At 62.1% G+C, this 15,969-nt stretch carries 13 protein-coding genes; 2 read left to right on the top strand and 11 right to left on the bottom strand.

The features are described from left to right. Positions 1-96 precede the first annotated feature (96 nt). The 10 genes from PPTH39_RS03505 to PPTH39_RS03460 all read right to left on the bottom strand — a co-directional run bounded on the left by PPTH39_RS03505 (position 97) and on the right by PPTH39_RS03460 (position 12,815). Positions 97-1,455 carry an 8-oxoguanine deaminase gene (locus PPTH39_RS03505; protein ID WP_095000519.1) on the bottom strand — a complete coding sequence of 453 codons (1,359 nt, stop codon included), beginning with the start codon at positions 1,453-1,455 and terminating at the stop codon, positions 97-99. A 560-nt stretch (positions 1,456-2,015) separates the two neighbouring features. Continuing rightward, a complete protein-coding gene (locus tag PPTH39_RS03500) occupies positions 2,016-3,719 on the bottom strand; it encodes an amidase (protein ID WP_130871598.1) in 1,704 nt (567 codons plus the stop codon). 93 nt (positions 3,720-3,812) lie between these two features. After that, complete coding sequence (locus tag PPTH39_RS03495) at positions 3,813-5,084, bottom strand: OprD family porin (RefSeq protein WP_095020986.1); 1,272 nt, start codon at positions 5,082-5,084, stop codon at positions 3,813-3,815. A 62-nt stretch (positions 5,085-5,146) separates the two neighbouring features. Then, positions 5,147-6,340: a 3-(3-hydroxy-phenyl)propionate transporter MhpT gene (gene mhpT, locus PPTH39_RS03490; protein WP_095000516.1), complete on the bottom strand. Its 1,194-nt coding sequence runs from the start codon at positions 6,338-6,340 to the stop codon at positions 5,147-5,149. 161 nt (positions 6,341-6,501) lie between these two features. Beyond that, positions 6,502-7,512, bottom strand: a complete 1,011-nt coding sequence (gene dmpG / locus PPTH39_RS03485; protein ID WP_095000515.1) for a 4-hydroxy-2-oxovalerate aldolase — start codon at positions 7,510-7,512, stop codon at positions 6,502-6,504. A 10-nt stretch (positions 7,513-7,522) separates the two neighbouring features. Continuing rightward, positions 7,523-8,461, bottom strand: a complete 939-nt coding sequence (locus PPTH39_RS03480; RefSeq protein WP_095018102.1) for an acetaldehyde dehydrogenase (acetylating) — start codon at positions 8,459-8,461, stop codon at positions 7,523-7,525. A 32-nt stretch (positions 8,462-8,493) separates the two neighbouring features. Continuing rightward, positions 8,494-9,300 (bottom strand): 2-keto-4-pentenoate hydratase, encoded by an 807-nt coding sequence (gene mhpD, locus PPTH39_RS03475; protein WP_095039198.1) that lies wholly within the window; start codon positions 9,298-9,300, stop codon positions 8,494-8,496. A gap of 14 nt (positions 9,301-9,314) precedes the next feature. Continuing rightward, complete coding sequence (locus PPTH39_RS03470) at positions 9,315-10,184, bottom strand: alpha/beta fold hydrolase (RefSeq protein ID WP_095018100.1); 870 nt, start codon at positions 10,182-10,184, stop codon at positions 9,315-9,317. Positions 10,185-10,201: 17 nt separating this feature from the next. Next, the gene (mhpB, locus tag PPTH39_RS03465; protein ID WP_095000511.1) at positions 10,202-11,155 is read right to left on the bottom strand and encodes a 3-carboxyethylcatechol 2,3-dioxygenase; all 954 of its coding nucleotides are present in this window, start codon (positions 11,153-11,155) and stop codon (positions 10,202-10,204) included. Between the two features lies 1 nt (position 11,156). Continuing rightward, a complete protein-coding gene (locus PPTH39_RS03460) occupies positions 11,157-12,815 on the bottom strand; it encodes a bifunctional 3-(3-hydroxy-phenyl)propionate/3-hydroxycinnamic acid hydroxylase (RefSeq protein WP_095039196.1) in 1,659 nt (552 codons plus the stop codon). Between the two features lie 141 nt (positions 12,816-12,956). Here PPTH39_RS03460 and PPTH39_RS03455 point away from each other — a divergent pair, with 141 nt between their 5' ends. Beyond that, positions 12,957-13,736 (top strand): DNA-binding transcriptional regulator, encoded by a 780-nt coding sequence (locus PPTH39_RS03455; protein ID WP_095000509.1) that lies wholly within the window; start codon positions 12,957-12,959, stop codon positions 13,734-13,736. Between the two features lie 165 nt (positions 13,737-13,901). On the opposite strand, the gene PPTH39_RS03450 is transcribed toward PPTH39_RS03455, so the two are convergent. After that, positions 13,902-14,771, bottom strand: a complete 870-nt coding sequence (locus PPTH39_RS03450) for a LysR family transcriptional regulator (RefSeq protein ID WP_095000508.1) — start codon at positions 14,769-14,771, stop codon at positions 13,902-13,904. Between the two features lie 154 nt (positions 14,772-14,925). On the opposite strand from PPTH39_RS03450, the gene PPTH39_RS03445 reads away from it, so the two are divergent. Continuing rightward, on the top strand, positions 14,926-15,963 hold the full coding sequence (locus tag PPTH39_RS03445) for an amino acid ABC transporter substrate-binding protein (RefSeq protein WP_095000507.1): 1,038 nt from the start codon (positions 14,926-14,928) through the stop codon (positions 15,961-15,963). Positions 15,964-15,969 lie beyond the last annotated feature (6 nt).

The following is a 15,969-nucleotide window of genomic DNA, read 5'->3' as shown; positions in this document are numbered from 1 at the left end:
GGTGAGTAGCTCGCTTTTGTTATTTTAGATGCGTCTAACAGCACGTTCTCAGTTGCATCCGTTGAGCCCTCTCAGGAACTCAACGGCCTGAAGGGGTTATTCACCGCTGACCAGCTGGTGGGCCAACTGGTTGTGGCGTTCCAGCACCCGCGGCAGGTCGACGGTGGTGAGGTGGCCATCCCTGACCACCACGCGACCATTGATCACGCTGGTATGGACCTGGGTCGGGGTACAGAACACCAACGCTGCCAGCGGGTCGTGATGGGCTCCGGCGTAGGCCAGATGGCCAAGGTCGAAAGCGACAAAATCCGCGACCATGCCCGGTGCCAGTGCACCAATATCATTGCGGTTAAGCACCTTGGCGCCCCCCAATGTGGCAATTTCCAGCGCCTCGCGGGCGGACATCGCATCGGGGCCAAAACCCACCCGCTGCAACAGCAGGGCCTGACGTACTTCACCAATCATGCTGGCGCCATCGTTGGACGCAGAACCGTCAACCCCCAACCCCACCGGCACGCCGTGGTCGCGCATCCTGCGAATCGGCGCGATCCCCGAAGCCAGGCGCATGTTCGAGCACGGGCAGTGGGCGACCCCAGTACCGGTGCGGGCGAACAGCTCGATGCCGTGCTGGTCGAGTTGCACGCAATGGGCGTGCCAGACGTCGTGGCCGACCCAGCCCAGGTCTTCGGCGTACTCGGCAGGGGTCATGCCGAACTTCTCGCGGCTGTAGGCGATGTCACTGACGTTCTCGGCAAGGTGGGTGTGCAGCGAGACCCCGTACTGGCGGGCGAGTACTGCGGCCTCGCGCATCAGGTCGCGGCTGACCGAGAAGGGCGAGCAGGGCGCCACGACCATGCGCAGCATCGAGCCATGGCGGGGGTCGTGGTAGTCCTCGATCAGACGCTGGGACTCTTTGAGAATATGGCTTTCTTTCTCAACCACCGAGTCGGGCGGCAAGCCGCCCTGGCTACGGCCCACGCTCATGCTCCCGCGTGCGGCGTGAAAGCGCATGCCGATCTCTGCAGCGGCATGGATGCTGTCGTCCAGCTTGCAGCCGTTGGGGTAGATATACAGATGGTCACTGGAAGTGGTGCAGCCAGAGAGAATCAGCTCGGCCATCGCCGTCTGGGTCGAAACCGCGATCATTTCCGGCGTGAGTCGCGCCCAGATTGGATACAAGTTGTTGAGCCAATTGAACAACTCGCCGTCCTGGGCTGCCGGTACAACGCGGGTCAGGCTCTGGTACATATGGTGGTGGGTGTTGACCAGGCCCGGGATAACCACCTTGCCGGTCATGTCCAGAATCACGTCGGCCTGTTGCGGCAGGGATTCGCTGGGGCCGACCTGCTTGATCAGGTTGTCTTCGATAAACAGGCCGCCGCGCCGGATTTCCCTGCGTTCACCATCCATTGTGACCAGCAGTTCTGCGTTCTTGACCAGTAAAGTCTTTGCCATGGGTATTCCTCTTCCGTTTGGAGTTTGCTTTCAACGTGATGCGGTTGCAGGCATCGGTTTTCGGCTTGAGCCAAGCCCTGGCAGCCGGATGCAGCATGGCTGGGCAGGGGCGGTCGGTTCACTGGCACACCCATGGGCGCAGTGAATACGCGATGACATGCGCCGGTAAGGCGCGTTGAATTGAAGCGGCTGTGCAAGCTGCATGGTGTTTGACCATCGCAATACGCAGCGGCGATTGCCGGAGTCGTAGGCGTGCAATGATGTAACCAGAATTGGTTATTATTGTATACAACTAAAAATGCAGTGATGTTGTCGATTGTGACCGGGGACTGGCAGGGGAGAAAATTTGCTGGAGTCTGGAGAGTCGATCAGGAGCGGGTGCGGGGGCGGGTAATGTGGGAGCGAGCCTGCTCGCGATGCAGGCGACGCGGTCTTTCGGGTAAACCGCAGGGATGTCTTCGCGAGCAGGCTCGCTCCCACAGGAATTGCGGGGTGTTTTTATCACCCGGTGCGAGGGCGGGACCTATGAGCGGCGCTGCTCACAGATCCCGCCCATGCCATCACGTCAACGGCGGTGTACGCGGCGGGATCATGCGTTTGCTGCCGGTTGCCTCAAATGCCGAAGCAAAGCGCAGCAATGTCGAATCGTCATAGGCGCGACCGGCAAACGTCAGCCCCACCGGCATGCCGATGTCGGCCATCACGCCCATGGGCACGGTCACGGTCGGTACGCCCAGATGGCGGATGGCCAGGTTGCCGTTGGCCACCCAGACGCCGTTGCTCCAGGCGATATCCGCCGACGCCGGGTTCACATCCGCATCTGCCGGAGCCACATCGGCCACGGTCGGGAACAGCACGGCATCCAGTCCCAGGCGGTCCATCCAGTCTTCCAGGTCGATGCGCCGGGTTTTTTCAAGGCCGCGCAGACCGTCTGGCACGCTACTGATCTGATCCCACGGGGTAATCCCGCGCTGGGCCATGCGCACGTATTCGTCCATGCCTGCCGCCAGTTCGTCTTCACGGTTGGGCAGGGTGCCCGGGTCGTGAGGGAAAATCAGCGGCCCATCGACGTCGGCCAACCGGTTGAGTTTAGGGTCACCGTTGGCGCGCAGGAAATCATCGAACGCCCACGCGGACAACTCCCAAAGCTCGTCATGCATAAACTCTTTGGACACCAGCCCGCGGGTGAACACGGTTGGCGCGCCGGGGCGATCGCCTTCGCAGTTGGAGACCAGCGGGAAGTCCACTTCAATCACTTCTCCGCCCTGGGCCTCGATGGCCTTGCGCGCGGCTTGCCACAGGTCGATCACCGAGGCACGGGTGATGATGCGTTGCCCGGTGGGGCCGCCGATGCCCGGTGCTTCGGATGTGCCGGCCTCGGGGTCGGCATTGATATACATGCGCGGTACGCCAAAGCGTTTGCCGGCCAGCGCTTCGCTGCCGGCATTGAGTTGTGCATAGGAGGCCGGCCGCACCGAAGCCACACTCGGAATCGGTACCCAGGGCTGCAGGCGCCACAGGTCTCCACGGGTATCAGTATCTTCAGCGACGACCACATCGAGCACTTCGAGCAAGTCGGCCATGGTGCGGGCAAAGGGCACCACCACGTCCATGGTCGGCGTCAGCGGCCAGTTGCCACGTACCGAAATCACGCCCCGTGAAGGGGTGTAGGCGCACAGGCCGTTGTTGGACGCCGGGCCGCGCCCGCTCGACCAGGTTTCTTCCGCCAGGCCGAAGGCCGAGAAGCTGGCCGCCGTGGCCGTGCCCGCACCGTTGGACGAGCCGGAGGCAAAAGGTGCCGTCAGGTAGTGGGCGTTGTACGGGCTTTCAGCGCGGCCATAGACCCCGCGCTGCATACCGCCGTTGGCCATGGGCGGCATATTGGTCTTGCCCAGGCAGATGGCACCGGCACCGCGCAGGCGCTCGATGGTGAATGCATCGCGGTACGCCACCAGGTCCTTGAAGGCGGGGCTGCCCGACGCGGCGGTCAAGCCCTTGACCAGGTAGCTGTCCTTGGCGGTATAGGGGATGCCGTCCAGCGGGCCGAGGGTCTGGCCCTTGGCCCGGCGGTCGTCGGAGGCCTGCGCCTCGGTCATTGCCAGGGGGTTGCGCACCACCACGGCATTGAGGGCGGTGGGGGTGTCAGCTGTGTCGTAGGCGTCGATCCGCGCCAGATAAGCCTGTACCAGTTCTACCGCCGTGGTCTGGCCGGATTCGAGCGCGGCGCGCAGTTGGGCTATGGACACCTCGGTGACTTCAATCATGGGCTTACCGCTTGAGGACAATGGGAAACCGCAGAGCTTAGCGAAACTCCTGCCTGCACAGCCAGCCCATGTCGCATGTGTGGTCGCAAATAGTCACCACCATTTCCAGGTGTAATCGATATTGAGCCGCAGCTCGTTGTCATCGCGGTGGCTGGCCTGGGCGGTGAAGTCGTTGCGGTACCAGGCGTTGCGCAGGCGCAGCGACAGATCCTTGAGCGGGCCGCTTTGCAGGACATACCAGACTTCGATGTCTTTTTCGCTCTCGCTCAGGTTCGAGCCGCCAAACCTGGCCAGCTCGATATTGTCGCCACTCACGTAGCGCAGCATGCCGTTGAGGCCCGGCGCGCCCATCCCGGCAAAGTTGTAGTCATAACGCACCTGCCAGCTGCGTTCCTTGGGGTTGAGGAACTCGGAACTGAGGGTGCCCTCAGTGATCACCAGCGGTTCGGTGCCAAACAGATACGGCATGCCAGTCTTGCCAGTCAGTTTCATATAACCGGCGCCGAATTTATGGGCCCCCAGGCTGTAGGTCAGCATCAGTGCGGCATTGCGGTTGTCCACCGTCCCGGCTTTGGCTGCGCCGTCTTCGCCAGTGATAAACAGGCGAAAATCGCTTTTCAGGCTGCCGGGGCCCAGCTTGCGATTATCGACTAAGCCGTAAAAGTCCTTGCGGTACAGTTGCGCGAGTTCGGCGTGGTAGTACTTGAGAGTCAGTTGCGCTGACCAGGCATAGTCGCCGCCGATAAACATAAAGCGGTTGGACTCGGCCGCACCATTGAAGCGGCCATTGGGCGAGCCGACAGACATTTTCTGGTAGTCGGTTGAGTCGCGCAGGTTGATGCGGTCCAGCCAGCCGACGTGCAGCGTCAGTTGATCGATGTCCTGAGACTTCAGGTAGGCGCCGCGAAACGTCTGTGGCAGGAGGCGGGTAGGGCTGGCGAATGCGATCGGCAAAAAGGTGCTGATGGTGCCCACTTGCAGCTCGGTTTGCGAGGCGCGAACCTTGGCGGTCAGCCCCAGTTCCGAGTACTCATCGGCAGGCTCGCGGGTGTTGGCGTCATACGGCAGCAGGCCGGTGCCGGTGCGGGCGCGTGAGGAATCCAGGCGCACACCGAGCAAGCCTTGCGCGTCCAGGCCAAAGCCCACCGGCCCTTCGGTGTAGCCCGAACGCAGGTTGAGGATAAAACCCTGCGCCCACTCTCGGGCCGCAGCCTGCGGGGTTGCATTGACGTAGTTACGATCGAAGTAATAGTTGCGCATCACCAGGTCAGCGTGGCTGTCATCGACAAAACCACTGGCCACAGCCGTGGTCATGGATAAAACCCAGGTGCAGGCGCTGAGCGCCCGAAGAACAGTCTTGAGCATGGCAGGTTCACTTTTATTGTTATGGGGGGTGGAGCACTGCGCGCCTTTCGGCGCGCAGGTAGTCAGTCGGGTGATGCTGCGTTGCGCCGCACCGACAGGTAAAACATGGCCACGGCTGCAATCACGATGCCTGGCGCCGACGCCAGCATCACCCCGGCGGTGCCGGTGCCCAGCGCGAGCATCTTGCCGGCCACCAAGGGGCCGCTCATGGCACCGAGGCGACCGATGGCCACTGCGCTGCCCACGCCCGTGGCGCGTATCGAGGGGCGATAGAAATGCGGTGCCAGGGCGTAGAGCACGCATTGACCTCCGGTGGCAAAAAAACCGGCAATAAAGCCCGCCGCCAGCATGCCCGGCAGATGGCTCGCCAACCCAAGGGCGGTCAGTGACACCAGGATGCCCACATAGATCAGTGCCGACAGCGCCCAGGCGGGCAGGCGGTCCATGACCCAGCCCAGAAACAGGGTGCCGGCTGCTGCGCCAATTTGCAGGGCAAGCATCACCCAGCTGGCCTGGCGCCCGGTGAACCCCTGGCCGATCACCAGGCTGGGCAGCCAGTTGATCAGGATGTAGACCACCATCAGGGTAAAGAAATAGCTAACCCAGATAAGCGTAGTCGGCAGTGCCGCGCCCTCGCGAAATAAACCCCGAACCACACCGATGGGCGCCTCGCCCTGAACGTTGCGAAACTGCTGCGACTCGGGAAGGTAGAGCCCCAGCAGCGGCACGATCAACAGCGGCACCACGCCACCGACGTAGAACACCACTTGCCAGCCACCGGCCAGGTCGGCGATGCCGATCAGGGCGGCCAGCGCGGCGCCCAAAGGCACGCCGCAATACATGAGGCTTACCGCCGTACCGCGCAGGCGCGGGCCAGCCACTTCGCTGGTGAGGGCGATCAGGTTGGGCAGGGCGGCACCGAGGCCAACGCCGGTGAGGCAGCGTGCGACCAGCAGGCTGTTAATGTCCCAGGCCAATGCGGTGGCAAGGGAGAACACCCCGAACAGCCCCACCGAGGCCATCAGCACCCGTTTGCGGCCAATGCGGTCAGCCAGCCACCCACCGGCGAACGCACCGGGCAACAGGCCGAAAATTCCGGCGCTGAACACCCAGCTCATATGTAATTTATCCAGTTCGAACGCGGCAGCCATGCCTTGAGCAGCGATCCCTGCGGCCTGTAGATCGAGGCCTTCCATGAGGGCAACGAGAAAACACAGGCCGATGGTGCGGGCCATTTGCAGATTGAGTGAAGTCATGGGCTGTACCCGTTTTATTGTTGTTATGGATGAAGCAGCGTTAACCCCTGTTTCTGTGGGAGCAGGCTTGCTCGCGATTGGATCAATGCGGTTCGTCAGGTAAACCGCGTTGCCTGCATCGCGAGCAAGCCCGCTCCTACAAGGGGGGGGTAAGGAAGGCCTTAGCGTTTGAGCAGGTCCAGCGCCACGTCGACGATCATGTCTTCCTGGCCGCCCACCATCCGCCGCTTGCCCAGTTCGACCAGGATGTCCAGGGTCTTGAGGCCGTACTTGGCCGCAGCGATTTCGGCGTGGCGCAAGAAGCTCGAATACACCCCGGCATAACCCAGCGCCAAGGTCTCGCGGTCGACCCGCACCGGGCGATCCTGCAACGGTCGGACAATGTCATCCGCGGCATCCATCAGCGTGTAAAGGTCTGTGCCGTGGTTCCAGCCCAGACGCTCGGCGGCGGCGATAAACACTTCCAGCGGGGCATTGCCGGCCCCGGCCCCCATGCCCGCGAGGCTGGCATCGATCCGGTCGCAGCCTTCTTCAACCGCCGTAATCGAGTTGGCTACGCCCAGCGACAGGTTGTGGTGGGCATGCATGCCGGTTTCGGTTTCAGGCTTTAGCACGGCCTTGAACGCACGGAAGCGATCGCGAATGTCCTGCATGTTCATCGCTCCGCCCGAGTCGGCCATGTACACGCAGGTCGCGCCGTAGCTCTCCATCAGTTTGGCCTGGGCCGCCAACTGATCGGCAGGGATCATGTGGCTCATCATCAAAAAGCCGACAGTGTCCATGCCCAGTTCCCGGGCGTACTCGATGTGCTGTTTCGAGACATCGGCTTCGGTGCAGTGCGTGGCGATGCGCACGACCCGGGCCCCGGCGTTGTACGCAGCCTTGAGGTCATGCACCGTGCCGATGCCGGGCAACAGCAGGGTGGTGATTTTTGCGTGGCTGATCACGTCCGCCGCCGCTTCGATCCATTCCAGATCGGTATGGGAGGCGAAACCGTAGTTAAAACTCGAACCTTGCAGACCATCGCCGTGGGCCACCTCGATGGCGTCGACGCGGGCCTTGTCCAGGGCGCGGGCGATGTCCTGCACGTTCTGCAACGAGTACTGGTGGCGCACGGCATGGCTGCCGTCACGCAGGGTGACGTCGCTGATATAGATCTTTTTATCGTTCATGGTTTTCCCCTCAGACGTTGAGCATCGACAGCGCCATGCGCTCAGCGGTGGCCAAGGCTGCAGAGGTCATGATGTCGAGATTTCCGGCGTAGGCCGGCAGGTAGTGGGCGGCGCCTTCGACTTCCAGAAACACTGAAGTCTTGAGCCCGGAATATCTGCCCAGTCCGGGAATGGTCAGCGGCCTGTCTTCAGGGATTACGTCAAACTGCACGCGTTGCTTGAGGCGATAGCCCGGCACATAGGCTTGCACGGCTGCCGCCATTTCGACGACAGACGCCTCGACCAGTGCCTGGTCTGCGGCTTCGCTGAGTACAAAAACGGTATCGCGCATGATCAGCGGCGGCTCGGCAGGGTTCATCACGATGATCGCCTTGCCCTTGGTTGCACCGCCAATCACTTCGATGGCCCTGGAGGTGGTTTCGGTGAACTCGTCGATATTGGCGCGGGTGCCGGGGCCGGCAGATTTACTGGCAATCGAAGCGACGATTTCGGCGTAATGAACCTTGGCCACACGGGACACGGCGGCGACCATCGGAATGGTTGCCTGGCCGCCGCAGGTCACCATGTTGACGTTCAACTGGTCCAGGTTCTGCTCCAGATTGACCACCGGTACACAGTACGGGCCGATGGCCGCCGGGGTGAGGTCAATCAGGCGGATGCCGGGTTTGATCGCGCGCAGAAAAGCGTCGTTCTTGACATGGGCACCGGCCGATGTGGCATCGAACACGAAGTCGATGTCCTTGAACACGTCCATGCGCGTAAGGCCTTCAACGCCTTCGTGGGTGATTGCAACACCCATGCGCGCAGCACGGGCCAGACCGTCGGAGGCCGGGTCGATGCCAACCATTGCGCCCATTTCCAGGTGCCGGGCATTGCGCAGGATTTTAATCATCAGGTCGGTGCCGATATTGCCGGAGCCGATGATGGCGACCTTGAGTTTCTTGTTCATTATTGTTGCCTCAGTTGCACGCAAGTCGCCGATTACTCGGCGCTGCCGTGTTGCGAGAAGTCCACACCGACACTGCCGATGCCTTCGATATGCGCGTCGAAACGATCACCGGCGGCCACGGCCACCATCGGCCCCAGTGCGCCGGTCAGGATGATGTCGCCCGCTTGCAGCGGATTGCCCAGGCGCGCCATGGTGCAAGCCAGCCATACGGCCGCATTGAGCGGATGGCCCAGGCATTGCGCGCCGCTGCCACTGGAAACTTCTTCACCATTGCGGGTCATGCACATGCCCGCATTGCGCAAGTCCAGCCCATCAAGGCTGCGGGCCGGGCCGCCGAGTACGTAGCAGCCGCTGGAGGCGTTATCGGCCACCGTGTCGACAAAGCGGATGTTCCACTGCTGCACGCGGCTGCCGACGATTTCCAGAGCCGGCATCACCCAGCCGGTGGCGGCCATGACCTCGTCGAAGGTGGTGTCGGAGTGGGGCAGGTCATGTTTGAGGATCAAGGCGATTTCAGCCTCGATCTTGGGCTGCAACACGCGATCGATGGGTACGGTCTGGTTGTCGCCGTAGCACATGTCGGCGAACAGAGTGCCGAAGTCCGGTTGGTCCACGCCCAGCTGCGCTTGCACCTTTGGGTTGGTCAGGCCGATTTTTCGGCCCACCACCCGGCGTCCATTGGCGACGCCGTGGGCGACATTGATCTGCTGGATGGTGTAGGCGGCTGTCGCGTTGTCCTCACCGATCAGCTCGCGCAGGGGGGCGATGGCACTGCTGTGGGTTTCGGCGTGGCGCAGGTCGGCGGCCAGTTGGGCCAGTGTTTCGGGAGTCGGGTTCATGGCGGTCTCGGTTATCAGTGGGTCAGGAAGTCCAGCACCATGCGGTTGAAGGTGTCGGCGTGTTCCCATTGCGCCCAGTGGCCGCAGCGGTTGAACACGTGCAGCTGCGCGTTGGGCAGCCCTGCCAGCAGGCGCAAGCCGGTATCCATCGGCACAAAGCGGTCTTCGCGCCCCCAGACCAGCAGGGTTTCGGCGCTGATTTCGTGCAGGCGATGGCTGAAGTCGGGAAACTGTTTGGGATTGATGGTGCTGCTTTTTACGAAGTTTTCCAGGTGATCGCGGCGCGCCAGAAGGTTATCCAGACGGGTCTGGAACAGTTCTTCGGTCAGGCTGCTGGTGTCGAAAACGAAGACGCTCATCATCTTTTTCAGGTTCTCGATGGTCGGCTCGCGGTACAGCGCACCGATCAGCTTGATGCCTTCGGTGGGCTGGGGCACAAATGCGCTCGGGCCGCCGGTGCCGCCGCCCATGAGGATCAGTTTGCCGATGCGCCCGGGGTTTTCCAGAGCGAAGGCCACGGTGCTGTGGGCGCCCATCGAGTTGCCGATGATGTGCACGCGGTCAAGGTCCAGCACATCGAGCAGGCCCTTGAGCGCCGACGCATTGAGGTTGGAGCGTGAGCCTTCGCTCACCACCGGGTCGCTTTTGCTCCAGCCCGGGCAATCGAGCAGGATCACCCGGTAACCGGCAGTCACCAGCGGTTCGATGTTGCGGTTGAAGTTGGCCCAGCCGCTGGCGCCGGGCCCGGAGCCGTGGAGCATGACCACGGTCTCGGCACCCTGGCCGACGTCGTTGTAGTGCAATTGCAGGTCCAGGTCGCCTTCCTTGATACGGGCAAAGCGGCTGGTCGAGGCTTCAGTGAATACGCTGGCAGTGGCAGTCATGGCAGTGATCCTTGAATTCAAAGGGGGTGGGTCAGCGGCTGCGCGCCAAGGGCGCCGAAGCCTGCAATCCATTCGGGAATCGGGCGGTAGTAGCGGCCTTCGGTTTGGTAGGGGCCAAAGGCGGATAATGCGGCGAATGCGGCGACCCAGGTTTTCACCTCGTGGGTCGATTTACCGGCGAGCGCCGACAGCGCGTCATTGCCCAGTGCATCGAGGTCGCTCAAGCGGCCCTGCTCCAGCGTGTCGAGAAACTGCTGGTCCCAGACCGGGTTGAGCGGGTGCAGGCTGTTCTGGTCCTCGACGAAGTGCCGGGCGGCCTGGATGACCCGCTGCTGGCGTGCGGCGCGTTCATCGGCGGGCAACTGGCGGCCGCTGCCCATCAAGCGGTCGGCCATGCGGGCATCGACCTTGGCCAGTTCTGGCACCGGAGGCTGATGGGACAGGCCTCCGGACGCCAGGAACAGCACGCGCAGGTCCAGTGATCTGGCCCACTGGCCGATGGCCTCGCCCAGCAGTCGTGCCCGCTTGAAACCGGGCAGGGGCACGGCTACCGAATTGATGAAGACCGGAATCACCGGGCAGGTGCGCAACCCGCCCAGCAACAGTTCCAGGGGTTGGGCAAAGGCATGATCGACTTGCATTCGGTAGGACACGGCGGTGTCGATACCAGCCTCCATGACGGCTTGGGCGCAGGCTTCGGCCAGGGCTTTGGGTACGTCGAGGGGGCCGGCTGCGGTGTCGAAATCGCCGATGGCATCGGCGGCCATGCCAATGCAAAAAGGCGGCATGACGTCGTAGAAAAAGCCGTTGTAGTGATCGGGCCCCAGGAGCACGATCAGTTGCGGATTGAAGCGGGCGATGCGTTCGCGGGCATTGCGGATCATGCAGTCCACTTCGGCCAGCACTTCGGGGGCCGGGTCGACGTAGCCCACCAGCGGCGTGTGTGACAAACAGTGCAAATAGGCGCTCATCTCAAGCCACCTTGCTGACGGCTGGCGTCATCTGGATGTGTGGCTGCACGTTGAGCGCCAGGGCCAGCTCATTGCAGGCCTTGCCGAGCGTTTGCGGTGTGGCCAGCCCGGCGAGGAAGCGATCAGGGCGCAGCAGGGCAATGGACGATGAGCCGCGGGCGAACCACTCGCGCAGGCGGCCAGTGCTGTCGCCGACCCGAATCACGTCGTTGCCGGCGTCGCTCGGGGCCCTGAGCTGGACATCCGGCAGCACTTGAATAAACCGCGTGCCCAGGGTTTTCCATTGAGCAATCTGCGCCGTCGTAAGGCCCCAGGTCGGGTCGCAGCCCCAGGCGATAAAGGCGAAATTCTCGCCGATCACTTCATCGAGGAGCACGGTCGCACCGGCGTCGGTCAGTACCTTGGGCTGAATGAACATCTTGCCCACCGGCGAGCCTTTTTCGCTCGGCACGATCAGAGCGCCACGGCTGTATTGCGGCATGGGCTTGAAGCGCATCTCGACGAAATAGCGTTTGACCGGCGGCACATAGTTGAGCAGCCACGACACGCCATCGCGCAGGGTGCCCTGCCAGCGCTTGGGGGGGGCCAGTACGTGGCCGGCCAGTACCGAGAGGTCGATCATGGCCTTGGCGTGATCCCGGCGCTCCAGCTCATAGCTGTCGAGCAGGCGGTCATTGGCCAGGCCCTTGATCACCAGTGACAGTTTCCAGGCCAGGTTGGAGGCATCGCGCATGCCGCTGTTGTAACCCTGGCCCTGCCAGACTGGCATGATATGCGCGGCATCCCCGGCCAGCAGTACCCGGCCCTGACGGAAGCGGCCTGCGAGGCGGGCGTTGTGGGTATAGACGCGGCTGCGAATCAGCTCGATGCGATCCGGGTCCGGCAGCACTTTGGCCAGCAGCTTGCGCATGTTTTCGGGCTTGCTCAGCTCGGCCTCTGTCTCACCGGGCATTACCATAAACTCAAAGCGACGCACCCCGTGGGGCAGGGCGGCGGACACGTAGGGGCGCACCGGGTCGCAGCACAGGTACACATGGGGTGTGCTCAGGGGGTCGTTGGCGATATCCACGACGATCCACTGATTGGGCGCAGTCTTGCCCTCAAAACTGATGCCAAGGCTGCGCCGCACCAGGCTGTTGCCGCCATCGCAGCCAATCAGGTACTTGGCCTGCAGGCGTTCGCTGCGACCCTCGGCGTTTTTCAGTGTGAGTTGCACACCGCTGTCGCTTTGCTCGAAGCCATCGAGTTCGCGACCGAACAGTACCTTGACGTTGTCAAAGCGTTGCAGGCCTTCGAACAGCACGCGATCAGCCAGCGGCTGAATAAAGGCGTTACGGCGGGACCAGCCAAACTCATCGGTCTTGGGCTGGATGTCTGCAAAGCAGCGACCTTTGGGCGTCATGAAGCGCATCGCATGCCAGGGCGTGGTGTGCGGCAGCACGTTATCGGCAAGGCCGACGGCCTGGAATGTGCGCAGGCTTTCGTCGTCCAGGCCAATGGCGCGCGGGTAGTCGATCAGGCTGTCGAGCTTTTCCACCAAGGTGACGTTTACACCACATTGGCCCAGGTAATTGGCGATCATCAGCCCGACAGGACCCGCTCCGACAATGGCGATATCGGTGCTCAGGTCCAAGGTGGAAGCAGTGGGTGCAGAACTCATGGGTATCTCCGTACAGCGCTTTTTTTTGGATTTCTTGTTGGGCGCAGTATGGAAATCGCGAAGCTGGTGAACAACGAGAACCCTTGCTAGGGTGCACTCAGTGCACATCGTTGATTTACCAATAAAAATAATGGGAAACACATGAGCGAAACCGAATACAAGGCCGTGCGGGGCCTAATGCGCGGGTTGTTACTGATCAACGGTCTCAACCGTTTTGACGGGGGCGCCAGTACGGCTCAGTTGGCCGAGCAGAGCGGTTTGCACCGTACTACCGTGCGTCGTTTACTGGAGACGTTGCAGGCCGAAGGCTACGTGCGCCGCAGTGAATCGGATGACAGCTACCGGTTGACCCTGAAGGTGCGTGAGCTGAGCGAAGGCTTTCGCGATGAACAGTGGATTTCTTCGATTGCTGCGCCCTTGCTGGGTCAATTGCTCCAGCAAGTGGCCTGGCCCACCGACCTGTGCACCCTGGATGGCGACGCGATGGTGATTCGCGAAACCACTCACCGTTTCAGTCGCCTGTCGTTTCACCGTTCGATGGTGGGGCGCCGCTTGCCCTTGCTGATGACCGCGACCGGGCGGGCATACTTTGCGTTTTGCCCGCCGGCCGAGCGGGAAGAATTGATCGAGTTGATGATCAGTCGGGACGACTCGCAGTCGGCGCTGGCGGCGGATCGCCGATTCGTCGAGCGACTGGTGGAGCACACACGCAGCAAGGGCTATGGCGAAAACAACGCGCACTGGGGAGAAGAGCGCAAGATCGCGGCGATTGCGATCCCGGTGATGCATGAGGAGCGGGTGATGGGTTGCCTGAACCTGGTGTATATCGCCAAGGCCATGCCGGTCGAGGAAGCTGCACGGCGGTTTTTACCGGCGATGCAGGAGGTGGTGGAAAAGATTCAGGTCGGGTTGGTTCAATAGCCTTCTCAGGCTCATATGATTTTCACGGGGTTAAGGCACAGGACATGTGAACAGTGCCAAACCTGTGAGAGCAGGTTTGCCTTCGATGCAGACGCACGGTGCGGCAGGCAAACTGCGGTGCTGCCATCGCGAGCAAGCCCGCTCCCACAAAGGGGGTGCGTGTGGCTAAAGGCGCTGCCAGAGCGCTTCTGCCTGGGGGTTGCGGTTGTCACGCCAGCGCACCAGGATCACTTCCAGATGGTCGGACTCCATGTCCGGGTACACGCGCACCAGTTCACCGCGCTCAATCAGCGGCGCCACCATGCTGTGGGGCATGCACGCCACCCCCTGGCCACTGGCGACCATCGGTTTGAGTGCCTCGGACACCGTGGCCTCGAATACCTGCAGCAAACGCTGAGGCTGGGGGTGACGGTTGATCTGGGTACGCGACAGTTCATGCAATTGCGCACTGCGCGAATAGCTGAGCAGCGGGATCGGTTCGTCGGTCTGGGTGCAATGCGCCGCCAGTTGCGGAGTGGCCACCCAGTACAGCTCGTCATGACCCAGGGACTTGACCTCGAACTCGCTCTGGCGCGAGTAGGGTGCGGTCTTGGTGTCGCGATAGAACAGGATGAAGTCGCAGCGCCCGGACATCAGCGCCATGTAGTAGTCGTCGGTGCTGCGATAGCCCGTGTCGATACGGGTGAACAGCGGCGCCTGCGGGCTGTTCAACTGGCTGATCCAGCCCGGGAAAAAGTTGCACGCCAGGGTATGCAGCGAGGCAAAGGTCAGCGGCCGGTTGAGCACCTTGACGCTTTGCTCGCAGTCGCGGGCCATGCGTACCAGCTCAACGGCATTGGGCAGCAGCGCTTCGCCAGCAGCGGTCAGGCGCACCGGGTTGCGCTCGCGGTCGATCAGGGTCGCGCCCAGGTGGGCTTCCAGCAATTGAATGCGTCGGCTCAGCGCCGATTGCGATGAGTTGCGCATGCTGGCCGCGGCCGTGAACTTGCCGGTATCGGCCAGGGCGAGAAAATCTTCGTACCAGTCAATGTTCATAGACTTATTCCAATATTCGATAGCCCGTCCAGCATAGTGGATCAATTGCCGCTATCCGCGCCATGCCGCCGTCTTTATTGTGCACCTAAACCGCCACCTGCCGTTGGATTGTGGTTGACAGGCATAACAAGAAGAATTTTAAAAGGGCAATGATATGCACAAATTGAATAGGGCCAAGCTTTTGCTGGGGGCTCCGCTGTTGGCCCTGCTGTTGACCGGTGCCCAGGCTGCCCAGGCAGGTGTGCTGGACAAGGTCAAGGCCCATGGCAGCGTGCGCTGCGGGGTCGCAGGTGACAAGCCGGGGTTTTCGCTGATCGATGACAAGGGCCGCTGGACCGGTATGGACGTAGACCTGTGCCGCGCTGTGGCCGCTGCGGTGCTGGGGGATGCAGACAAGGTCGAGTACCTGACCACCACCGCAAAAAACCGCTTTACCGCCCTGGCTTCCGGGGAGATCGACATTCTGTCCCGTGCCGCTTCCTGGACCGCTGAACGCATAGCCAACCTGGGCGTGGACTTCACCACGGTCTGGTTCTACGACGGCCAGGGCTTTATGACCCACGCTGCCGACGGCATCGAGAAACTCACCGACCTGGACGGTGCCACTTTCTGCCTGTCACCGGGCACCACCTCCGAGCAAAACCTGGAAGACTATTTTGGCCGCCGTGGCCTGACTTACAAAACCGTGGTCATCGAAAAAAGCCCCGAACTCTACGCTGCCTTCCAGCGCGGGCGCTGTAACGCCATTTCCAATGACTCTTCGGGGCTGGCGGCGCGTTTGGCGCTGATGAACAACCCCAAGGACTATGCGCTGCTGCCCGAGGTGATTTCCAAGGAGCCGTTGGGGGCCTTTGTCGCACAGGGTGATACGGTCTGGCGCAATATTGTGACCTGGACCGCCTATGCCCTGATGACCGGCGAAGAACTGGGCGTGACCTCGGATAACGTCGACGAGTTGCGTGGCAACAAGAGCGCATCCACCGATATCGCCCGTTTGCTGGGCACCGAAGGCACCATCGGCAAGTCCTTTGGCCTGGACAGTGACTGGGCCTATCGCGCCCTCAAGCAAGTCGGCAACTACGCGCAAATCTACGACCGTAACCTCGGCCAGCAGACGGCATTGAACATCCCGCGCGGCCTCAACCGCAGCTGGAAAGACCATGGCCTGATGTACGCGCCGCCGATTCGCTGAGGGGAT

The sequence above is a fragment of the Pseudomonas bubulae genome, from assembly GCF_900618535.1.
Taxonomy (GTDB): Bacteria; Pseudomonadota; Gammaproteobacteria; order Pseudomonadales; family Pseudomonadaceae; genus Aquipseudomonas; species Aquipseudomonas bubulae.
This window is presented reverse-complemented; position numbering and strand designations above follow the sequence as displayed.